This window comes from Stenotrophomonas sp. 8(2023), from assembly GCF_030345295.1.
GTDB classification, from domain to species: Bacteria; Pseudomonadota; Gammaproteobacteria; order Xanthomonadales; family Xanthomonadaceae; genus Stenotrophomonas; species Stenotrophomonas muris.
The window spans coordinates 3,652,081-3,671,506 of record NZ_CP128404.1; the positions used below are offsets into that span (position 1 = coordinate 3,652,081).

Annotated in this window: 23 protein-coding genes and 1 other RNA gene; 14 read left to right on the forward strand and 10 right to left on the reverse strand. The window is 65.7% G+C overall.

Annotated features, from left to right (window positions below):
- The first annotated feature begins 23 nt into the window (after positions 1–23).
- Entirely contained in the window at positions 24–1,355 is a 1,332-nt protein-coding gene (gene pepQ, locus QP609_RS16950; protein WP_046432334.1) for a Xaa-Pro dipeptidase, read from the forward strand.
- A 527-nt stretch (positions 1,356–1,882) separates the two neighbouring features.
- Here the strand turns inward: pepQ and QP609_RS16955 are convergent.
- Complete coding sequence (locus tag QP609_RS16955; RefSeq protein ID WP_087786593.1) at positions 1,883–3,205, reverse strand: aminopeptidase P N-terminal domain-containing protein; 1,323 nt, start codon at positions 3,203–3,205, stop codon at positions 1,883–1,885.
- Positions 3,206–3,210: 5 nt separating this feature from the next.
- Positions 3,211–3,759 (reverse strand): YecA family protein, encoded by a 549-nt coding sequence (locus tag QP609_RS16960; protein WP_014648288.1) that lies wholly within the window; start codon positions 3,757–3,759, stop codon positions 3,211–3,213.
- 154 nt (positions 3,760–3,913) lie between these two features.
- On the opposite strand from QP609_RS16960, the gene QP609_RS16965 reads away from it, so the two are divergent.
- The 8 genes from QP609_RS16965 (at position 3,914) to QP609_RS17000 (ending at position 8,063) form a co-directional block, all read left to right on the forward strand.
- Positions 3,914–4,135 (forward strand): TIGR02449 family protein, encoded by a 222-nt coding sequence (locus QP609_RS16965; RefSeq protein WP_005410898.1) that lies wholly within the window; start codon positions 3,914–3,916, stop codon positions 4,133–4,135.
- The gene (locus tag QP609_RS16970; RefSeq protein WP_005410899.1) at positions 4,132–4,428 is read left to right on the forward strand and encodes a cell division protein ZapA; all 297 of its coding nucleotides are present in this window, start codon (positions 4,132–4,134) and stop codon (positions 4,426–4,428) included. The genes QP609_RS16965 and QP609_RS16970 overlap by 4 nt, the downstream gene beginning before the upstream one ends.
- A 154-nt stretch (positions 4,429–4,582) precedes the next feature.
- A non-coding RNA gene (gene ssrS / locus QP609_RS16975) (6S RNA) lies at positions 4,583–4,768 on the forward strand.
- A gap of 83 nt (positions 4,769–4,851) precedes the next feature.
- Positions 4,852–5,445, forward strand: coding sequence for a 5-formyltetrahydrofolate cyclo-ligase (locus QP609_RS16980; protein ID WP_075076013.1), 594 nt, complete (start codon positions 4,852–4,854; stop codon positions 5,443–5,445).
- The gene (locus QP609_RS16985; RefSeq protein ID WP_046432339.1) at positions 5,442–5,921 is read left to right on the forward strand and encodes an EVE domain-containing protein; all 480 of its coding nucleotides are present in this window, start codon (positions 5,442–5,444) and stop codon (positions 5,919–5,921) included. The genes QP609_RS16980 and QP609_RS16985 overlap by 4 nt, the downstream gene beginning before the upstream one ends.
- Before the next feature lie 22 nt (positions 5,922–5,943).
- Positions 5,944–6,591, forward strand: coding sequence for a ribose-5-phosphate isomerase RpiA (gene rpiA, locus QP609_RS16990; RefSeq protein ID WP_014648291.1), 648 nt, complete (start codon positions 5,944–5,946; stop codon positions 6,589–6,591).
- A 21-nt stretch (positions 6,592–6,612) separates the two neighbouring features.
- Positions 6,613–7,059, forward strand: a complete 447-nt coding sequence (locus tag QP609_RS16995) for a DUF192 domain-containing protein (RefSeq protein WP_014648292.1) — start codon at positions 6,613–6,615, stop codon at positions 7,057–7,059.
- A 158-nt stretch (positions 7,060–7,217) separates the two neighbouring features.
- Positions 7,218–8,063, forward strand: a complete 846-nt coding sequence (locus tag QP609_RS17000) for a SirB1 family protein (RefSeq protein WP_024957828.1) — start codon at positions 7,218–7,220, stop codon at positions 8,061–8,063.
- 40 nt (positions 8,064–8,103) lie between these two features.
- Here the strand turns inward: QP609_RS17000 and QP609_RS17005 are convergent, their stop codons facing one another.
- Positions 8,104–8,328: a rubredoxin gene (locus tag QP609_RS17005; RefSeq protein WP_075076014.1), complete on the reverse strand. Its 225-nt coding sequence runs from the start codon at positions 8,326–8,328 to the stop codon at positions 8,104–8,106.
- Positions 8,329–8,362: 34 nt separating this feature from the next.
- Between QP609_RS17005 and thiE the strand changes: the two genes are divergently transcribed.
- Together thiE and hemL are read left to right on the forward strand one after the other, a co-directional pair.
- Positions 8,363–8,989, forward strand: a complete 627-nt coding sequence (gene thiE / locus QP609_RS17010) for a thiamine phosphate synthase (RefSeq protein WP_046432341.1) — start codon at positions 8,363–8,365, stop codon at positions 8,987–8,989.
- Positions 8,990–9,005: 16 nt separating this feature from the next.
- Positions 9,006–10,295 carry a glutamate-1-semialdehyde 2,1-aminomutase gene (hemL, locus tag QP609_RS17015; protein WP_049407023.1) on the forward strand — a complete coding sequence of 430 codons (1,290 nt, stop codon included), beginning with the start codon at positions 9,006–9,008 and terminating at the stop codon, positions 10,293–10,295.
- A gap of 73 nt (positions 10,296–10,368) precedes the next feature.
- On the opposite strand, the gene azu is transcribed toward hemL, so the two are convergent.
- Positions 10,369–10,818: an azurin gene (azu, locus tag QP609_RS17020; protein WP_032956045.1), complete on the reverse strand. Its 450-nt coding sequence runs from the start codon at positions 10,816–10,818 to the stop codon at positions 10,369–10,371.
- A gap of 123 nt (positions 10,819–10,941) precedes the next feature.
- Here azu and QP609_RS17025 point away from each other — a divergent pair, with 123 nt between their 5' ends.
- The gene (locus tag QP609_RS17025) at positions 10,942–11,544 is read left to right on the forward strand and encodes an HAD-IA family hydrolase (protein ID WP_014648298.1); all 603 of its coding nucleotides are present in this window, start codon (positions 10,942–10,944) and stop codon (positions 11,542–11,544) included.
- Positions 11,545–11,688: 144 nt separating this feature from the next.
- Here QP609_RS17025 and QP609_RS17030 read toward each other — a convergent pair whose 3' ends face one another.
- Positions 11,689–12,915: an acetylornithine transaminase gene (locus tag QP609_RS17030; RefSeq protein WP_014648299.1), complete on the reverse strand. Its 1,227-nt coding sequence runs from the start codon at positions 12,913–12,915 to the stop codon at positions 11,689–11,691.
- Between the two features lie 63 nt (positions 12,916–12,978).
- Here QP609_RS17030 and QP609_RS17035 point away from each other — a divergent pair, with 63 nt between their 5' ends.
- On the forward strand, positions 12,979–13,851 hold the full coding sequence (locus QP609_RS17035) for an ion transporter (protein WP_014648300.1): 873 nt from the start codon (positions 12,979–12,981) through the stop codon (positions 13,849–13,851).
- Between the two features lie 101 nt (positions 13,852–13,952).
- Here QP609_RS17035 and QP609_RS17040 read toward each other — a convergent pair whose 3' ends face one another.
- From QP609_RS17040 to QP609_RS17050, 3 genes are all read right to left on the reverse strand, one after another.
- A complete protein-coding gene (locus QP609_RS17040) occupies positions 13,953–14,894 on the reverse strand; it encodes a YiiG family protein (protein ID WP_197621489.1) in 942 nt (313 codons plus the stop codon).
- A gap of 155 nt (positions 14,895–15,049) precedes the next feature.
- Positions 15,050–16,042, reverse strand: a complete 993-nt coding sequence (locus tag QP609_RS17045; RefSeq protein ID WP_014648302.1) for a YiiG family protein — start codon at positions 16,040–16,042, stop codon at positions 15,050–15,052.
- Positions 16,043–16,135: 93 nt separating this feature from the next.
- Positions 16,136–16,954 (reverse strand): NAD(P)-dependent oxidoreductase, encoded by an 819-nt coding sequence (locus tag QP609_RS17050; RefSeq protein ID WP_014648303.1) that lies wholly within the window; start codon positions 16,952–16,954, stop codon positions 16,136–16,138.
- Between the two features lie 108 nt (positions 16,955–17,062).
- Here QP609_RS17050 and QP609_RS17055 point away from each other — a divergent pair, with 108 nt between their 5' ends.
- Positions 17,063–17,746: a hypothetical protein gene (locus QP609_RS17055; protein ID WP_197621490.1), complete on the forward strand. Its 684-nt coding sequence runs from the start codon at positions 17,063–17,065 to the stop codon at positions 17,744–17,746.
- A 155-nt stretch (positions 17,747–17,901) separates the two neighbouring features.
- Here the strand turns inward: QP609_RS17055 and QP609_RS17060 are convergent, their stop codons facing one another.
- Entirely contained in the window at positions 17,902–18,408 is a 507-nt protein-coding gene (locus tag QP609_RS17060) for a hypothetical protein (RefSeq protein ID WP_041863781.1), read from the reverse strand.
- The gene (locus QP609_RS17065) at positions 18,405–19,421 is read right to left on the reverse strand and encodes an RHS repeat-associated core domain-containing protein (RefSeq protein ID WP_080053011.1); all 1,017 of its coding nucleotides are present in this window, start codon (positions 19,419–19,421) and stop codon (positions 18,405–18,407) included. Before QP609_RS17065 ends, QP609_RS17060 begins: the two co-directional genes overlap by 4 nt.
- Positions 19,422–19,426 lie beyond the last annotated feature (5 nt).

Here is a 19,426-nt window from a genome sequence, read left to right on the forward strand (position 1 = left end):
GTTTTCCGTGTCGAGCCACCGCAATGATCCAGCAAGACCCCGGCGCCCTGTACCCCGACCACCTGGCCGTGCTGTGCCGACGTGCCGAACAGGCGTTGGCCCGCGGCGGCTTCGACCATCTGGTCGTGCCCAGCGGCACCCTGCACTACCAGGTGTTCGACGATCGCGACTACCCGTACGCGGTCAATCCGCAGTTCAAGGCCTGGCTGCCGCTGACCCGGGTGCCCAACAGCTGGATCGTGTTCACCCCGGGCAAGCGCCCGGCGGTGATCTTCCACCAGCCCTTCGATTACTGGCACGTGGTACCGGACGCACCGAGTGGCTGGTGGGTGGAGCACTTCGACATCCACATCATCCGCAAGCCCGAAGAGGCGCTGGCCCTGCTGCCGGCCGACCCGTCGCGCTGCGCGATCCTCGGCGAGCCGCAGAGCGCGCTGGGCAGGTACGTGCCGAACAACCCGGCACCGGTGGTGAACTACCTGGAATGGCACCGCGGCAGCAAGACGCCGTATGAGATCGCGCTGATGCGCCAGGCGCAGGTGCTGGGCGTGCGCGGCCACCGCGCCGCCGAAGCCGCGTTCCGCAACGGCGCCGACGAATTCAGCATCCACATGGCGTACTGCCAGGCAGTGGGCCAGGATGCCAACGAGCTGCCCTACGGCAACATCGTGGCGCTCAATGAACATGCCGCCGTGCTGCATTACACCGAGCTGGGCCGCAAGGCGCCGCAGCCGCTGCGCAGCTTCCTGATCGATGCAGGCGCCAGCGCGCACGGCTACGCCAGCGACATCACCCGTACCTACGCCGCGCAGGGCCACGACGAATTCGCTGCGATGATTGCTGCCGTCGACGCCGCCCAGCAGCAGATGTGCGCAGCGGTGCGCCCGGGCTTCGACTACAGGCAGCTGCACGTGGACGCACATCTTTCGCTGATGGGCGTGCTGAAGGACTTCGGCGTGATCAAGGTCTCGCCGCAGACCGCGCTGGAGACCGGCGTCAGCGCCGCGTTCTTCCCGCACGGCATCGGCCACCTGATCGGCCTGCAGGTGCACGACGTGGCCGGTTTCGCGGCCAGCGACGAGGGCGGCCGCATCGAGCGCCCGGCGGGCCACCCGTACCTGCGCCTGACCCGCGTACTGGAACCGGGCATGGTGGTGACCATTGAACCGGGCCTGTACTTCATCGACATGCTGTTGAACGAAGTGAAGGACGCCGGCCATGGTGATGCGATCAACTGGGACCGCGTGGATTTCTTCCGTCCGTATGGTGGCATCCGCATTGAAGACGAAGTGCTGTGCACCGAGGGCGAGGCGGACAACCTGACGCGGCCGGCGTTTGCGGCGGCGAACGGCTGAGCCCCTCGTGGTTGGGCGCTGATATCAAAGGCCGCGCTTGGCCGGGCGGGGTGGGTTTGCAGGACACGCCGTAAACCCATCCATGGGGGCTCGATGGCGCCATCCATGGCGCCAACGGTCCTGCAAACCCACCCCGCCCGTCCTTTGACAGTTTCCTGCTGCGTCCAACCACGGAAAAAGAAGAAAGAAAAGCAGAAGCGGGTCGCTCGCTGCGCTCGCTCCGTGTCGACCAAGGTCGACACCTACCAACAGCCGCGCGTGCCAATAACCGCAGTTGCCAACAGCCGCGTGAACCTGTCGAAGGCGGGGTACTGTGGGTTTGCGGGGTGTGAGCGGCATGGATGCCGCGACCAAGCCCCCATGGATGGGTTCACGGCGTCCCCGCACACCCACAGTGCCCCGCCATCCCACGGAATGCGCGCTGTTGCTGTTGCTGTTGCTGTTGCTGTTGCTGTTGCTGTTGCTGTTGCTGTTGCTCTTGCTGTTGCCTCTGCGGGTGCAGGGCTGCAAGCCCTGCAGAACACCCCTTACCCCGCCATCACCGCTTCAATCTCGTCGGCGCTGCGCGCCAGACCTTCGGTCAGCACGCGATGACCGTCGTCGGTGATCAGCACATCATCCTCGGTACGGATGCCGATGCCGCGCCAGCGCGGTTCCACCGTCGTATCGTCCACGCCGATGTACAGCCCCGGCTCGATGGTGAATGCCATGCCCGGCTCCAGCAGCCGCGAATCGCCCGCCAGGCGGTAATCGCCCACATCGTGCACGTCCAGCCCGATCCAGTGCCCGGTCTTGTGCCGGTAGAAACGCTGGTACAGGCCTTCGGACAGGTTCTTTTCCAGCGTCCCCTTCAGCAGGCCCAGCCGCAGCAGGCCCTCGGTCAGGGTCTGCACCGCGGCCAGGTGACCGGCCTCGTACGGCACGCCCGGCCTGGCCTGGGCCAGCGCGGCGGCCTGCGCATCGCCGACCAGGTCGTGCAGTGCACGCTGCTCGGCGCTGAAGCGGCCATTCACCGGGAACGTGCGGGTGATGTCGCTGGCGTAGCCACGGTACTCGGCACCGGCGTCGATCAGCACCAGCTCGCCGTCGCGCGAACGCGCGTTGTTGTCCCGGTAATGCAGGATGCAACCGTTGCGGCCCGCACCGACGATGCTGCAATACGCCGGCACCGCATCGCTGGCGCGGAACACGCGTTCCAGCTCGGCCTGCAGCTCGTATTCGTGGATGCCGGCCCTGGCAGCCTTCATCGCCGCCAGATGTGCACGCACGCTGATCTGCGCAGCGTGGTGCATCAGCGCCACTTCCGCGCCGGACTTGAACAGGCGCTGCTCGTGCAGCAGATGACCCAGTTCAAGGAATTCATGCGGCGGCTGCGCGCCGTGGCGCACCTGCGAACGCACGCGGTTGACCCAGCCGATCAGCTTCAGGTCGAAATCGGCGTCGCGACCGAAGTGGTAGTAGACGCGCGAACGGCCTTCCAACAGGCCCGGCAGGATGTCGTCCAGATCATCGATCGGGTACGCATCGTCCATGCCGTACTGCGCCACCGCGCCTTCCTGGCCGGCACGGCTGCCGTCCCAGGCTTCGCGCTCGGCATCACGTTCGCGGCAGAACAGGATGGCCTCGCCGTGGCGCCGGCCCGGGATCAGCACCAATACCGCCTCCGGCTCCGGGAAACCGCTCAGGTACTGGAAGTCCGAGTCCTGGCGGAACGGGTAATGGGTATCGAGGCTGCGCACCTTCTCGGCCGCGGCCGGCAGCACCAGGATCGCGTCCTCGCCGGCCATGTCCATCAGCTGGCGGCGCCGACGCTTGTATTCGCCGGCCGCGATGCCGGTGCGCTGCTTGATGTCCATCAGTTCAGGCGCTGCCGATGGCGCGAGGCCAGCACCACGTCACCGTGCAGCAGCAGTACCGCCACGCGGATGAACTCCTCGATCTCCGACAGGGCTTCGTCGTCATCATCGCCACCCGCTTCGAAATCCTCGCTGGAGGCGCGTGCCAGGCTGGCCATGTCGGTCAGCGCTTCTTCACCCTCTTCGGACAAGGTCGGGCGGCGGCCGCCGCTGCCCAGGCCGAAACCACCCAGGAACGAGCGGGTCCAGCTGAACATGGCATCGGCCTGCGCGGACACGTCGTCGCCGTCTGTCAGCAGCAGTTCGAAGGCGAAGTCGCGGTCTTCCAGCTGCTTGATGGTCGCCTGCAGCAGCTGCCCCAGCACGCTGTCGGCGGCCACCGGCGGCAGGTTGTCGTCGGCCAGCACCCGTGCCGGCCAGTCGTTGCCGGGGGCGCCACCGGCGGCCAGCCAGCCACACAGCGCACCGTGCAGCTCGGCAGCGGTAGCGCCCAGGCCCAGTTCCTGGCTGGCGCGGGTAACGTCGTCGACGGAGGGAAGTTCGGTCATCGTGCGGCTCGTTCGGAGAAGGAAACCCGGGGCGCGCACGCGCGCGCCCGTGAGACCCCGTAGTGTAGCAACCCGGCGGCGTCCTCTCTGCGGCCGCCAGGCCTTGCTGCGACAACGCTTGACCGCCCTTGCCCGGCTTGCCTATCGTGCCCGCATGGAACCCGCCGATCCCCTTGCCCAGCTGCAGGACTTCGCCGCCCGCGTGGAAGCGTTGCTCGAACGCAACCAGCGCCTGGCCGAGGAGAACCGCAGCCTGCGCCACCAGCAGGAACAGCTGGTGGCCGAGCGTTCCACGCTGCTGGCCAAGAACGAGCAGGCACGCTCGCGGGTGGAAGCAATGATCAGCCGGCTCAAATCCCTGGAGCAGCACACATGAGCGCCGAACCGGTCAGTGTCCGCATCCTCGATCGTGAATACACGGTGGGTGTCGGCGGCGATGAACGCGACAGCCTGATGGCCGCCGCGCGCCTGCTCGATGCGCGCATGCGCGAAATCCGCGGCAGCAACCGCATGGCCGCCGTCGACCGCGTCGCCGTGCTGGCCGCACTGAACCTGGCCCACGAACTGCAGCTGCTGCGCGACGAGAACGCCCGCCAGGCCGTGGCCCTGCAGCAGACGCTGGCCGACCTGAACAGGCGCCTCGACCGCGCGATCGACGGCACCCCCTAGAAAAAGGGGACGGAGGGGATTAAGGCGCATTCGCCCCATCCGTGCCGGAAACGTCTTAATCCCCTCCGTCCCCTTTTTCGCATATCTGAATTGGCACGGACTGTTGCCGACGAACGGCCTATCCAGATCCTGCACGCTGGCTATAATGGCCACGCGTTCTCTGCGGTACTCGACGGCATGTGCAAACATTCGCCTTGTCCCTTAAGAACGACACCGGGAGCGCGACAGCGCCGGGAGTGCAGGTCCGCCTTGTAGCGGGAAGCCCGATGGTTCTCCAGCGTTCCCACTTGAGCCCCCGGGTTCAAGGTCGTTTCGCATGCATCGACATTGCGGAGAATGCAATATTCCAGCAAGGGCGGCGTCTTCGGGCGTCGCCCTTGTTCTTTCCGGCACAATGGCGGCTGATCCTTGCCGCACGCTGCCATGACCGACCCGCGCCAGGCCCTGCGCCACGACCTGCGGCAACGCCGCCGCGACCTTTCCGCCGGTGAGCGCATCGCTGCCGCCGAATCCCTTGCCGATGCCCTGCTCGCCCTGCCGTTCACCCCACGCGAAGGCGCCGTGGCCGGCTACTGGGCGCTGGATGGCGAAATCGCCCTGCACCGCTGGCAGCTGCAACTGCCCGAAGGCCTCACCTACTGCCTGCCGGTGCTGGCCGGCGACGTGCTGCGCTTCGCGCCGTGGCGGCCGGGACAGGCGCTGACCAGCAACCGCTACGGCATTCCCGAACCGGACGTAGCGCTGGACGATACGCTGGAACCGGCGCAGATGGCGCTGGTGGTGGCCCCGCTGGTGGGCTTCGACGCACAGTGCCGGCGGCTGGGCATGGGGGGCGGCTGGTATGATCGCAGCTTCGCCTTCCGCCATGACCGGCCGGCGCCGCCCTGGCTGGTCGGTGCTGCGTTCGCGGTGCAGCAGGTCGAGTCCTTGCCGGTGGCGTCGTGGGACGTGCCGGTGGATGCGATCTGCACCGAAGACGGCACCCTGTTCCCCTCCGCTGCCCCCGTGAACGCATGACCGCCCGCAAGCGCTACTGGCTGATGAAGTCCGAACCGGACGCCTTCTCCATCGATGACCTGGCCAAGGTCAAGGTCGAACCCTGGAACGGGGTGCGCAACTACCAGGCGCGCAACTTCATGCGCGATGGCATGCAGGTGGGCGACGGCATCCTGTTCTACCACTCCAATACCAAGGTGCCGGGCATCGTCGGCCTGGCCACGGTGGCCAGCACCGCCTATCCGGACGACACCCAGTTCGATCCAAAATCCGACTACTACGACCCCAGGAGCACGCGCGAGAACCCGCGCTGGATGCTGGTGGACGTGGCCTTCGACCGCAAGCTGAAGCAGGTGATCGCGCTGGACGAGATCAAGCTGCACGCCGAGGAACTGGGCGAAGGCTTCCCGCTGGTTGCCAAGGGCAACCGCCTGTCGGTGTTCCCGGTGACCGCCGCGCAGTGGAAGCTGCTGCTGTCGCTGGAAAAGAAATCCTGATTCCCTGCCTGAGAGTTCTCCCATGTCCGAAGCCAAGCGCCTGGCCGCCGAGAAAGCCATCGAATACGTCGAAGACGGCATGATCGTCGGTGTCGGCACCGGTTCCACCGTGGCCTATTTCATCGATGCCCTGGCCCGCATCCAGCACCGCATCAAGGGCGCCGTGTCCAGCTCCGAGCAGAGCACCGCGCGCCTGAAGCAGCACGGCATCGAAGTGATCGAGCTGAACCACAGCGGCAACCTGTCGCTGTACGTGGACGGCGCCGATGAGTGCGATCCGAACAAGTGCCTGATCAAGGGCGGCGGCGCCGCACTGACCCGCGAGAAGATCATCGCCGAGGCCAGCGAGCGCTTCATCTGCATCGTCGACCCGAGCAAGCAGGTGCCGGTGCTGGGCAGGTTCCCGCTGCCGGTGGAAGTGATCCCGATGGCGCGCAGCCTGGTCGCCCGCCAGATCCGCGACATGACCGGCGGCCAGCCGACCTGGCGCGAAGGCGTGGTCACCGACAATGGCAACCAGATCCTGGACATCCACAACCTGCAGATCACCGATCCGGAAAAGCTGGAGCGCGAGCTCAACCAACTGCCGGGCGTGGTCTGCGTGGGCCTGTTCGCGCGCCGTCGCGCCGACGTGGTGATCGTCGGCGGCGAGCCGCCGGTCGTGCTCTGACCCTTCCGAAGGATCCTGACGATGTCGCTGTTGCGTTCGCTGCTGATGCTTCCGCTGCTGGCCCTGGCCGGCTGTGCCACCGACGCGGCCCGCCATTGGGTCGAACTGGATGGCGCCCGCTACCAGGTGGAGCTGGCCACCAATGACGAAACCCGCGCGCGCGGGCTGATGTTCCGCGACCAGATGGCGGCCGACCACGGCATGCTGTTCATCCACGACCGCGAAGAAATGCAGGCGTACTGGATGAAGAACACCAGGATCGCGCTGGACATCCTGTACTTCGACAGCCAGCGCAGGCTGGTCAGCCAGCAGCGCGACGTACCGCCGTGCTCGGCTGGCGACATGTGCCCGCCCTACCCCAGCGGTGGCCCGGCGCGCTACGTGCTGGAACTCAACGCCGGCCAGGCCGAGAAGCTGCAGTTGAAGGACGGCACGGAGCTGAAATTCGGCCCGGGCATCGAAAAGTAAGGTACGGCCGGGCCGCGCCCGGCACCCGCAGTAGTGCCGGCCGCTGGCCGGCAACCCTGCAGGGGTCAGATCCCTTTCGCGTGCGAAAGGGATCTGACCCCTGCATTTTTCACGCGGCACCGCTTGAAACGGCCTGCGAATGACGCCAGTCTGTGGCCATGCAGGACCGGATCACACTCCCCGACTGGGATGCACTGGCCGACCTCGAAGACGAGGCGCTGCCACTGTTGCCGACCGCGCTGCTGATCGCGCGCGATGAATACCCCGATCTGCAGCCGTCGACCTACGATGCGCTGATCCAGAGCCATGTCGACCACCTCCGCTCGGAAGTGGAGAGCATCGACAACAGTCCATTGAAGATGGCGGCGATCAACCGCCACCTGTTCGACGAGCTGGGCTACAGCGGCGACCACGACGAGTATTACGACCCGCGCAACAGCTACCTCAACCAGGTATTCGAGCGCCGGCTGGGCAACCCGATCTCGCTGGCGCTGGTGCAGATGGAAGTCGCGCGGCGGCTGGGCATTCCGCTCGACGGCGTGTCCTTCCCCGGCCACTTCCTGGTGCGCCTGCCGGTGGACGACGGCGTGCTGGTGATGGACCCGTTCAATGGTGGTCGCCCGCTGGACGTGGACGAACTGCGCGAACGCGCCAAGTCACACCTGGGCGGGCAGATGCCCGACGACCAGGTGCTGGCGCAGATTCTGGACCCGGCGCCGGCGCGCGCGATCCTGATGCGCATGCTGCGCAACCTGCACGGCGTGTATGCCGAGGCCGGCGAATGGGACCGCGCCGCGCGCAGTGCCGACCGCCTGCTGAAGCTCGCCCCGGAGCAGGACGATGCGCTGCGTGACCGCGGCCTGGCCTACCTGCAACTGGAGTACCTGGCCGGTGCCCGCCACGATCTGGGGCAGTACCTGAAGCGCAACCCGGAAGCCAGTGATGCGCAATGGCTGCGCGAGAAGCTGATCGACCTCGGCGGACCGATGCCGCGGCTGCATTGAGGGTGTCGGTGTGTGGACCAACGGTCCACACCTACCCTCATCAATCGACCTCGACCATCTCGAAATCGGCCTTGGTGACCCCGCAGTCCGGGCAGGTCCAGGTCTCCGGAATGTCCTCCCAGCGCGTCCCCGGCGCGATGCCCTCCTCCGGCAGGCCCTCCGCTTCGTTGTACAGGAAGCCGCAGACCACGCACATCCAGGTGCGCAAGGTGGTGGGGGTGGCATCGCTCATCGGATAATCAGGGCTGGATTCACGGGCCGCCATTGTCCCATCGCGGTCCACTCACCGGTAGCCATCGATGACTTCTGCTTCCCCGGCGCCCCGCGGCGTCTACCTGATCACCCCGGACGAGCCCGATACCGCACGCCTGCTGGCCCGTACCGCGCCGCTGCTGGCCGCTGGCGCCACCTGGCTGCAGTACCGCAACAAGACCGCCAGTGACGCGCTGCGGCGGGAGCAGGCCACCGCCCTGCAGGCGCTGTGCGCGGAACACGGCGTGCCGCTGATCGTCAACGACGACCCGGCGCTGGCCAAAGCCGTTGGCGCGGCGGGGGTGCACCTCGGCGGCACCGACGGTGACATCCCCAGCGCACGCGCCCTGCTCGGTGCCGAGGCCATCATCGGCGCCTCCTGCTACGACCAGCTTGCCAATGCAGAGAAGGCCGTGGCCGCCGGCGCCAGCTACGTGGCCTTCGGCGCGTTCTTCCCGACCACGACCAAGGTCACCAGCAGCCGCGCGCATACCGACCTGCTGCGGCAAAGCGCCGCACTGGGCGTGCCGCGGGTGGCGATCGGCGGCCTGACGCCGGACAATGTCGGTCCCATCATCGACGCCGGCGCCGATCTGGTCGCCGTGGTCAGCAGCGTGTTCGCCGCCGAAGACCCGGTCGCGACCCAGCGCGCCTACCTCGCCCAGTTCGCGTAACGCCCAGGAAAGCCTCATGAACCACGACCAGTCCCACGCCCTGTTCTCCCGCGCCCAGCAACTGCTGCCGGGCGGCGTCAATTCGCCGGTACGCGCGTTCAAATCGGTCGGTGGCGAACCGTTCTTCGTCGAGCGCGCCGACGGCGCCTACCTGTACGACGTCGACGGCAACCGCTACATCGACTACGTCGGTTCCTGGGGCCCGATGATCGTCGGCCACAACCACCCGGCCGTGCGCCAGGCGGTGAAGAAGGCGATCGACAACGGCCTGTCCTTCGGCGCGCCGTGCGCAGCCGAAGTGACCATGGCCGAGACCATCACCCGCCTGGTGCCGTCGTGCGAGATGGTGCGCATGGTCAACTCCGGCACCGAGGCCACGCTGTCGGCGATCCGCCTGGCGCGTGGTGCGACCGGCCGCAACCGCATCGTGAAGTTCGAAGGCTGCTATCACGGCCATGGCGACTCGTTCCTGGTCAAGGCCGGCAGCGGCATGCTGACCCTGGGCGTGCCGACCTCGCCGGGCGTCCCGGCCGGGCTGAGCGAACTGACCCTGACCCTGCCCTACAACGATTTCGAAGCGGCCACTGCGCTGTTCGCGCAGCAGGGTGACGACATTGCCGGCCTGATCATCGAGCCGGTGGTCGGCAACGCCAACTGCATCCCGCCGCGCGAGGGCTACCTGCAGCACCTGCGCGAACTGTGCACGAAGCATGGCGCGCTGCTGATCTTCGACGAGGTGATGACCGGCTTCCGCGTCGCCCTCGGCGGCGCACAGGCGCACTACGGCATCACCCCGGACCTGACCACCTTCGGCAAGATCATTGGCGGCGGCATGCCGGTCGGGGCCTACGGCGGCCGCCGCGAGCTGATGCAGCAGATCGCCCCGGCCGGCCCGATCTACCAGGCAGGTACGCTGAGCGGCAACCCGGTGGCGATGGCCGCCGGCCTGGCGATGCTGGAACTGATCCAGCAACCGGGCTTCCACGCCGACCTGGCCGAGCGCACCGCGCGCCTGTGTGCCGGCCTGGAAGCGGCCGCCGCCGAAGCCGGCGTGGCCGTGACCACCACCCGCGTGGGCGCGATGTTCGGGCTGTTCTTCACCAGCGAGAAGGTGGAGACCTATGCGCAGGCCACTGCCTGTGACATCCCGGCGTTCAACCGCTTCTTCCATGCGATGCTGGACCAGGGCGTGTTCCTGGCGCCGTCGGCGTACGAAGCCGGTTTCCTGTCCAGCGCGCACGACGATGCGGTGATCGAGGCCACCCTCGCCGCTGCACGCGTGGCGTTCAAGGCCACCAAGGGCTGATCGCAAAAAGGGGACGGAGGGGATTAAGTCGTTTGTGCACAAACGACTTAATCCCCTCCGTCCCCTTTTTTTTCTAACCGAAGAGGAACTTGCCCTTCATCATCGCGAAGTGGCCGGGGAACGAACAGAAGAAGGTGTAGTCGCCACCTTTCTGCAGGCCCTGGGTAGAGAAACGCACGCGCGTGGTCTCGCCGCCGCCGATCACCTTGGTGTGCGCCAGCACGCGCTTGTCGGCCTTCGGCAGGTAGCTGTCAGCCAGGGTCATGCGCATGCCCGCCATCGCCACCGGCTGGTAATCAGCGCTGCGGGTCAGCACCCAGTTGTGGCCCATCGCGGTGACCGCCAGCTTGCCGGTATGGCGCAGGGTCAGGTCCACGGCGGTGCAATCAGCGGCAACCTTGATCTCGCGGCTGCTGAAGCTCATCTGGTCGGTGCTGTCGATGCTCACCGCACACACCCGCGCCATCGCCGACGGCGCCAGCATCAGCGCACCCAGTCCCACTGCCACCCTCCAAGCCTTCATCATTGCATCTCCTGCGGATTCAAGCGCCATTCTAGGCAGCCCCCTGCGGCGCCGTCTGCGACCGTCTGTCGCATGCCAGCTCCAGGGTTTCCCGCGCACTCATCGCAATGGCATGCTCAGCCGATGCGGATCGACCTGTTGCTGCTGGATGTGGATGGCGTGCTGGTGCAGTACCAGCGCGGGCAACGCGTGCTGCATCTGGCCCGGACACTGCAGGTTCCGACGCACGCCGTACAGGCCGCGCTGTACGACAGCGGGCTGGAAGCAGCGCATGACAATGGCACGCTGGATGGCCCGGCCTATCTGGCGCAGCTGGGAGAGCTTCTGGGCACGACTGTCGATGTGGCTGCATGGACCGCGGCGCGACGGGCCGCCAGCCATCCTCAGGCGGCCGTGTTGCAACGATTGCAGGCCCTGCAACTGCCAATCGCGGTGCTGACCAACAACGGCGCGCTGATGCAGCAGGCATTGCCCACCCTGCTGCCGGAACTGTTTCCTGCCCTGCAGGCGCGCGTGTTCTGCAGTGCGGATTTCGGCCTGCGCAAACCGGCGCCGGCGGTGTTTCTGCGCACGCTGGAAGCGCTGGGCGTGGCACCTTCGCGCACGCTGTTCGTCGATGACCTGTTCGCCAATGTGCGTGGCGCGCGCGCTGCCGGCCTGCACGCGGAAACCGTGCGCGATGGCCGGGGATTGGGCAAGGTGTTGAAGCGTTACCGGATTGCGTGAACTACTGTAGAGCCGAGCCCATGCTCGGCTGCTGTGGCCTGGCATCGCGATGAACCGAGCATGGGCTCGGCTCTACGGGCATTCCTCAGCAACGGGGTCAGAGCCCTCTCCGCAGGAGAGGGATCCGACCCCGGCACGATGGCCTCAGCGCGCGGCGATGAACGCGGCAATCGCCGCGCGCAGGCGCTTCAGGCCTTCGGCCACTTCTTCGTCGGTGATGTTCAGCGACGGCACGAAGCGCAGCACGTCCGGGCCGGCCTGCAGGGTCAGCAGGCCGTGCTCGGCGGCGTGGTCGAGGATCGCACCGGCCTGGCCGGCGAAGTCCTTGCTCAGCACCGCGCCCAGCATCAGGCCACGACCACGCACGTCGCTGAACACACCGAACTCGTCGTTGATGCGGGCGAAGCCATCGCGCAGCGCCTTGGACTGGCGACTGACGTTGGCGGCGATCTCCGCCGAGGCCAGCTTGCGCAGCGCCACGCGGGCCACCGCAGCAGCCAGCGGGTTGCCACCAAAGGTGGTGCCGTGCGCGCCGAACTGCATGGTCTCGGCCACCTTCGGGCCGGCCAGCATCGCGCCGATCGGGAAGCCGCCACCGAGTGCCTTGGCCAGGGTAACCATGTCCGGCACCACGTCGTCCTGCCAGTGCGCGAACAGCGTGCCGGTGCGGCCCATGCCGGCCTGGATCTCGTCCAGCACCAGCAGTGCGTTGTGCTGGTCGCACAGTTCGCGCACGCGCTTGAGGAAACCGGACTTGGCCGGCATCACGCCGCCCTCGCCCTGGATCGGCTCCAGCATCACCGCCGCCACGTCGCCGGCGGCCATCGCGGTTTCCAGCTGTACTTCATCGTTGAAATCGATGTAGCGGAAGCCGCCGGGCAGCGGCTCGTAGCCTTCCTGGTACTTCGGCTGGGCAGTGGCGGTCACCGCGCCCAGGGTGCGGCCGTGGAAACTGCCACGGAAGGTGATGATCACCCGCTTGTCGGCCGGGCGGCCCTGGCTGGAGGCCCACTTGCGGACCATCTTGATCGCCACTTCGTTGGCTTCGGCGCCGGAGTTGCACAGGAACACGCGCTCGGCGAAGCGGCTGGCCTTCACCAGCTCCTCGGCCAGGTGCAGCGGCGGTGCGCTGTAGAACACGTTGCTGGTGTGCCAGAGCTTGCCGGCCTGCTCGACCAGTGCGGCCACCAGGTCCGGATCGTTGTGGCCCAGCCCGCACACGGCGATGCCGGCGGCCAGGTCGATGAACTCACGGCCCTGGCTGTCCCACACGCGGGCGCCCTGGCCTCGCTCCAGTACCACCTGACGGGGCTTGTAGACCGGCAGGTAATAGTGCGAAAGGGAGATCAGCGGATCGGTAGCGGCGGTCATGGCAGTCGGCAGGGTTCAGGAATCCCCATTCTCGCGCCGGAACCCCTGCGGCACAATGCGCCCATGCGACCGTTTTCTGCCCCCCAGCTGAACCCCGCCACCGAGACCGGCTGGCGCCGCCGGTGGTTCGACATCATCTACCGCCACGACTCGCGGCCCTCGCGCAATTTCGACCTGATCCTGGTGGTGGCGATCGTCGCCAGCATCCTGGTGGTGATGATCGACAGCGTGCAGCACCTGCATGCCGAATGGTCCACCGGGCTGTACATCCTGGAATGGGCCTTCACGATCATCTTCACCGCCGAGTACCTGCTGCGGCTGGCCGTGGTCAAGCGCCCGCTGCGTTACGCGGTGAGCATCTGGGGCATCATCGACCTGCTGTCGATCCTGCCCGCCTACCTGTCGATGTTCATTCCTGGCGCGCAGAGCCTGCTGGTGGTACGCGCGCTGCGCATCCTGCGCGTGTTCCGCATCCTCAAGCTGACCCGCTACATCGAGGAAAGCGGCGTGCTGATGACGTCGCTGTGGCGCAGCAGGCGCAAGGTGCTGGTGTTCCTGTTCACGGTGATCACCATCACCATCATCGCCGGCGCGCTGATGTACGTGATCGAGGGCCCCGAACACGGCTTCACCAACATCCCGGCCAGCATGTACTGGGCGGTGGTGACCATGGCCACGGTCGGCTTCGGCGACATCGTGCCGCAGACCGTGCTTGGCCGCTTCGTCACGTCGGTGCTGATCCTGATCGGCTACAGCATCATCGCCGTGCCCACCGGCATCTACACCGCGGAGCTGGCCAGCACCATGCGTGAAGCCGAGCTGGCCGCGCGCCGCGATGCGCGTGGCTGCCCGCACTGCGGGCTGGAAGGCCACGAGCCGGATGCACGGCATTGCCGCAAGTGCGGGGGTGAACTACCGGATGCATTCAGCCATTGAGGCACATGCCGGCCAGCGGCCGGCACTACAAACCCGCAGGGTGCGTGCCGGGCGTGACCCGGCACTACCCCCGGTAGCTCCACGCCATGCGTGGATCCTCCTCAACGCATGCGGTTGCTGGTGGTCACCAGGTCGTTGTAGGCATCCAGGATCGTCGACTGCGCGCCCTCAGGATCGGTGGTGAGCCAGCTGCCCGACGCCTTGCGCTCGGCGGCCAACGCATCGGCGGTGATCGGCTTGCCCTGCTCCAGACGCTCGACACCGCGACCGGCGGTACGCACCAGCTTGTCGGCCGAACGCTGCACATGACCCCACATCGGGTCGTCCTTGCCGACACCACTGTTCTGGATTTCCGTCACCAGCGCCTGATAGTCGGCCAGCTGGCCGCGCAACGCCGCAACGTCCGGTGCGTCGCTGTGGAACGCCATCGCCAGCTGCTTGCCATCGCCGACAAGGCGCAGGTGGTAATAGGCCAGCGAGCGGCCTTCGCTTTCCTCGATCTGCTTCAGCTGGGCGGCGCGGCGATCGTTCTCGTTCTTTTCCAGCGCAGCATCCATCGCTTCGCTGGCCTTGAAGAAATCAGCATAGGCCTGCATCAGCGGGGTATGCTGGCTGCGCATCCCTTCGCCACCATCGCGACGATAGTCCTCGCGGGTGAAGTACCCATCGGCACGCTCGATCAGGGTGTTCAGTGCCTGGAATGCCCGCTGGTACTGTCGCGCTGGTGCATCCAGCGGCGTGGCAGGGGTCTTTGCCAGCGCATCGGTCAGCGGCTGGCCGCAATAGTCGACCCGGTGCGACAACAGCTTGCCGGGTGAACGCGGCTGCGCTTCCTTGCCGGTCGGGCCGGCCTCGGGATCCTTCATCCAGCCCGTATAGGTCTGGAAACCCTCGCGGATGGGCTGTTCAACGCCGTTGTAACACTCGATGTAGGCGTTCACCTTCCCCAGCCCGGGGTCGGCGACCGCCAGCCCCGCCGGGTTGTTGCAGCCGGCCAGCGCGCCAAGCAGGAGAACGGGAATCAGGCGTGTGGATGCGTTCAAATCAGTTCCTTGCACCAGTGAAAACTGCAGGCATCTTCATGCATGGCGCGGGCGCGCGCTCCAGCACCTCGGGAAGGTGCTGGCATTCGGGGCTGCGGGGCGCGTCATGTCGCAATCATCCTGCTCGATCGCGACAAAAATAACGTTGAGCTTCGCTACTGGCGGTTGCTCTGGAAAACCAGCGAGTTGTATTCCTGCATCAGCTTGTTGGCGGAGCCACGCGGCGCCATCGAGGGCGAATCCAGCATGCGTCGTTCGAAATCGCTGTAAGGCTTTTTCTCGCCGACGCGCTGCAGCCGCTCCTTGCCTTCGCGACGGAAGTTCTCGGCTTCACGCTCGAAGCTGTTCCAGTCCAGCTTGCCCGGCTCCTGATCAGCCACCTTCGCATGCGCTTCGTCGGAAATGCGGTTGAACGCATCCAGGCGCTCGCGCGCCTTGGCCTGATCGAAGTCATCCTCACTCATCAGATCCATGATGGCCTTGGCTTCCAGCATCATTGCCAGACGGTAGTACTCGCGCGTGCGTCCCTCGGCCTGTTCCAATACCTTGAGCTGCTCGCGCTGGGCGGCGTCGTTCTGGCGCTCCAGCTCGGCGTTGAACGTTTCGCTGGCAGTCACGAACTCCTTGAAGGCGGCCATCAAAGGCGCGTGCAGCTGCTTTCCCTTGGCGAACTGGTCGTCTTCGTAGTCCTGGCGATCGTAATAGTCGTGCGCGTCCTTGCTGAGCGGCACCAGTGCCTTCAGCGCCTGCTGGTAATGGCCAGCAGCGGCATCGAGCTCAGCCAGCGCCGGCTTGGCAGCCATCGCCTCGGTCACGGGGCCATCGCACTGCTTCATGTCGTAATCGCTGATCTCGAACGGACCGTACACCTGGGTCTCGCGCCCGCTCGGGCCGGCCTCGACGTCCTTGATCCAGCGCGTATAGGACTCGATGCTGCCGTGGGTCTTCGAATCAAGCGTGTTGAAGCAGCCGATGTAGGCGTTGAGCTTGGCGGTCAACTGCTGCTGTGCGTCGGACGGCGCCGCGCTGGCGTCGGGCGTGCTGGAAGGGCCGGCGTCGCCAGTGGTTGCGGGTGCCTTGCCGCCGCAGGCAGCCAGGACAATCGACAGCGAAGCGGCCAGCGCCGCGACGGAAAGAGTGCGTGACATGGGTTCACGTCCTTGTTGAAAACGATTACAGCCGCGCATTCTAGCGCAGCAGGCCGAAGGTCGCAGCCCTCGGCCTCTGCCGGCGACGCGCGATCATTCCAGGAACAGATCCGGCAACAACGGACGCGATGGATCCACCGCATAGCCGGACAGATCGGTGATACCCGCCTGTGCCAGCACGTCATCGTCGATCAGGAACTGGCCGTGGAAACCCGCCGCCTCGCGCACCAGCACCGCGTGCGCAGCATCGGCCATGATCTGCGGCGTGCGGCAGCCGGCCGCATCGACGCCCGGAATCATGTTGATCGCATCGGTGGCGATCACCGTGCGCGGCCACAGCGCGTTCACCGCCACACCCTGCGGGCCGAATTCCGCGGCCAGGCCGAGCGTGACGAAGCTCATGCCCATCTTCGCCAGCGTGTAGCCGGTATGCGCGCCCCACCACTTCGGTTCCAGGCTCGGCGGCGGCGCGAGAGTGAGGATGTGCGGGTTCGGCGCCTGCAACAGGTACGGCAGGCAGGCCTGCGCGCACAGGAAGCTGCCGCGCGAATTGACCTGCTGCATCAGGTCGAAGCGCTTCATCGGCGTATCCAGCGTGCCACGCAGCCAGATCGCGCTGGCATTGTTGACCAGGATGTCGATGCCACCGAAGGTGTCGACCGTGGCCGCAACCGCCGCGTGCACCTGCTCTTCCTCGCGGATGTCGCACTTCAGGGCCAGGCCCTGCCCGCCTGCCGCCGTCACCGCTTCGGCCGCAGTATGGATGGTGCCCGGCAGCTTCGGATTCGGCACCGACGACTTGGCCGCAATGGCCACGTTGGCGCCGTCGCGCGCAGCGCGCAGTGCGATGGCCAGGCCGATGCCACGCGAGGCACCGGTGATGAAAAGCGTTTTGCCCTGCAGACTGCCCACGTCCCACACTCCAGCGTATGCAATGAGCCGCTAGTATGCCGCGCCGACGTGGAGTTCACCCGGCCTTGACGATACTTGGGCCTCCAGACAACGCACGAGGTCCACGCCATGCGCCGTTCCCGCCTGTTGCTGCCTGCCCTGGGGCTTGCCCTGCTGACCGCCTGCCAAGGCCGTTCGTCGGAACCGGGCAAGGAGCCACCTGCCGGTGACACGCCCAGCGCAGAGAAGGCCGCCGCCGACGGCAAGCTGCGCTGGAGCGAGGCCGTGGTGTGGGATGGCGACCTCAACGCCTGCCGCCAGGGCGAGAACGCCGCCACGCGTGATTGCCTGCGCGATGCGATGCGCGCCGGCGGCGCCAGCGCCGATGCGATCACCGCCGCCGAACAGCTGTCCACCGGGGGCGAGCTGGCCTACGTGACGGCCTGGCACGAGAACGAAGGCCTGGGCATTGCGACGGTCGAGTATCCGTTCCGCGCCAACACCAACGAGGGCACCCGCCTGGTCGACGCCACCGGCAAGCGCATCGATGTGGATGCCGTGCAGCTGGACGACACCCTGCGTGCCGACCCCGCCGTGCAGGCCCTGCTGAAGGACCACCCGCAGGCCACGCCGTTCGCACCGGCGCAGTCGGCCGGGGCCACGCCGCTGGAGAACGGCGGCGTCCGCCTGCTGTACCGCACGCCGCTGCGCGACTGCCACGCCTGCCCGGATGTGGGCCAGCTGCAGATCGCGTACGACTTCGACGCCAAGCGCAACTTCATTGGCCAGCAGGTGGTGCCGGCGACGCCGTAAGGCATTAAGCGTTAGCGTTAAGCGCCGAGATGCTCTGTGGACCGGGCCATGCCCGGCGACATCGACCGCGCGAAGCATACATATCGGCTTTGCCCTGACCACAAAGCCGAACGACGACCGCAGCAGCAGTTTCTCGCATCTCGCGACAGAGAGAATCAACGGGATCGCTGATAGAAGGAGTCAGTCGTCAGCCGACTTTCAATTACCGATCGAACATAGGCAGCCCGCGCCTTGCGGGACTGCGAGTATTCGGCAAAAATCGTCATTGCTTCGGACCTCATCTCAGTGCCGCCGGTGGTCGTAAATACGAAAAATGAAGGCTCAAGATAACCAACAGTCTCTCGCATAAACCGCTTGCACTCATCAAGCGGAAAATCTGCGGCGTAGTCCGCCCAATCGATATAGCGCCTCCAGAAAGCAGGCGCCCCCCATTCCCCGCATCTCTCATCAACAAAGAGCTTCAACTCAGAGAGCATGTCGGCGCATGCATCTACAGTTTCATCATCTAAATCCAGCGAAGCAACGCGACCGGGATCAACCGCCTGCCAACAAAAAACCATAAAATCCGCAACAAAGCTCTCTTCACAGCCCTCGAAGAAATTACTCTTGTACCAGGCAAGAGTTTTCGCCACATCAGTCAATTCATCAGAATCAATCATCATCTTACCTTTCCGGCGGCATTAACGCCTGCGTTGACTATCTCACCATTCCGCACATGAACCCAAACCTGCGCCCCTCCCCTCATCGTCTGAGTGTACGTACTGACACCGGCAGAGGCTGCATCTTGCGTCATTAGCCGCGCGGCAACCGCATCCACCCTTAGGTTCGCCGGGTTTGAGCTGACACGCTGGAAAAGACCAACAAATCTCATTTGTGAAGCAACCGTAGTGGGATTCACATGCCCTGCGGCGCTTCTAAATACATGCTCTGCTCGTACCGCAAAATTGAATCGAGCAAGCATTGGAATTGCAGCAGGAACAGAAGCCAGCCCTCCGCCGCCCCGCGAGTACATTGCGGGTATCGCGATATCATGAAAAAGGGCACCGACGTCAAAGATGTTTCCATTCTTTGTCAAATCTCCCGACAAGCCAAGACGCGACTTTATCTCTTGCCAGTTGGAGTTTGATTCTCCGCCAGATGCCACGCTCGGAGATGAGCCAGAGGATGGCGCCCTCGGAATCGCGGAGTCAGATGATGTCGGCCCAGTGGCCGTCGTGTTCCCACCGGTACTCTTACAAGTACCGTCACTATTCGTGATTCTAGAGCCAGTGCAGCGGCCATCTGGATCAACGAAAGTATAGGGGTTCAGTGCCGAATACATGTATCGATTAAATAGGGCTCCGTTGTCCAAGCCCACGTCGACCGGATCTGTCGATAGGAATATCCCGACCAACGGATCGTAGTACCGCTGCTGCATGTACGTCAGACCCGTCGCCGAGTCCGACACATGCCCGGTGAATCCCGGGCGATCCCCCTTCGCATCACCTACGGTCGCACCATAGGGCTCATAAACGGTGCGCTCGACGATCGCGCCGTTGGCATCAGAGATGGCAACCGGGGAACCCAGCGCGTCGGTATGCACATACTGGACGATCTCCTGCGCCGAAACACTCACTGTGCCCAGCAACAGTCCCAATAGAACAGCGACACCAACCAGAATTTTCTTGATCTTCATTTTCA

Coding starts and splice junctions, on each gene's coding strand:
- rpiA (WP_014648291.1), top strand. CDS start 5,944: ATGTCCGAAGCCAAGCGCCTGGCCGCCGAGAAAGCCATCGAATACGTC.
- hemL (WP_049407023.1), top strand. CDS start 9,006: ATGAACCACGACCAGTCCCACGCCCTGTTCTCCCGCGCCCAGCAACTG.
- QP609_RS16965 (WP_005410898.1), top strand. CDS start 3,914: ATGGAACCCGCCGATCCCCTTGCCCAGCTGCAGGACTTCGCCGCCCGC.
- QP609_RS16980 (WP_075076013.1), top strand. CDS start 4,852: ATGACCGACCCGCGCCAGGCCCTGCGCCACGACCTGCGGCAACGCCGC.
- QP609_RS17065 (WP_080053011.1), bottom strand. CDS start 19,421: ATGAAGATCAAGAAAATTCTGGTTGGTGTCGCTGTTCTATTGGGACTG.
- QP609_RS17005 (WP_075076014.1), bottom strand. CDS start 8,328: ATGGCGGCCCGTGAATCCAGCCCTGATTATCCGATGAGCGATGCCACC.
- azu (WP_032956045.1), bottom strand. CDS start 10,818: ATGAAGGCTTGGAGGGTGGCAGTGGGACTGGGTGCGCTGATGCTGGCG.
- QP609_RS17035 (WP_014648300.1), top strand. CDS start 12,979: ATGCGACCGTTTTCTGCCCCCCAGCTGAACCCCGCCACCGAGACCGGC.
- QP609_RS17000 (WP_024957828.1), top strand. CDS start 7,218: ATGCAGGACCGGATCACACTCCCCGACTGGGATGCACTGGCCGACCTC.
- QP609_RS16995 (WP_014648292.1), top strand. CDS start 6,613: ATGTCGCTGTTGCGTTCGCTGCTGATGCTTCCGCTGCTGGCCCTGGCC.
- QP609_RS17030 (WP_014648299.1), bottom strand. CDS start 12,915: ATGACCGCCGCTACCGATCCGCTGATCTCCCTTTCGCACTATTACCTG.
- QP609_RS17045 (WP_014648302.1), bottom strand. CDS start 16,042: ATGTCACGCACTCTTTCCGTCGCGGCGCTGGCCGCTTCGCTGTCGATT.
- QP609_RS17060 (WP_041863781.1), bottom strand. CDS start 18,408: ATGATGATTGATTCTGATGAATTGACTGATGTGGCGAAAACTCTTGCC.
- pepQ (WP_046432334.1), top strand. CDS start 24: ATGATCCAGCAAGACCCCGGCGCCCTGTACCCCGACCACCTGGCCGTG.
- QP609_RS16960 (WP_014648288.1), bottom strand. CDS start 3,759: ATGACCGAACTTCCCTCCGTCGACGACGTTACCCGCGCCAGCCAGGAA.
- QP609_RS17055 (WP_197621490.1), top strand. CDS start 17,063: ATGCGCCGTTCCCGCCTGTTGCTGCCTGCCCTGGGGCTTGCCCTGCTG.
- thiE (WP_046432341.1), top strand. CDS start 8,363: ATGACTTCTGCTTCCCCGGCGCCCCGCGGCGTCTACCTGATCACCCCG.
- QP609_RS16985 (WP_046432339.1), top strand. CDS start 5,442: ATGACCGCCCGCAAGCGCTACTGGCTGATGAAGTCCGAACCGGACGCC.
- QP609_RS16970 (WP_005410899.1), top strand. CDS start 4,132: ATGAGCGCCGAACCGGTCAGTGTCCGCATCCTCGATCGTGAATACACG.
- QP609_RS17025 (WP_014648298.1), top strand. CDS start 10,942: ATGCGGATCGACCTGTTGCTGCTGGATGTGGATGGCGTGCTGGTGCAG.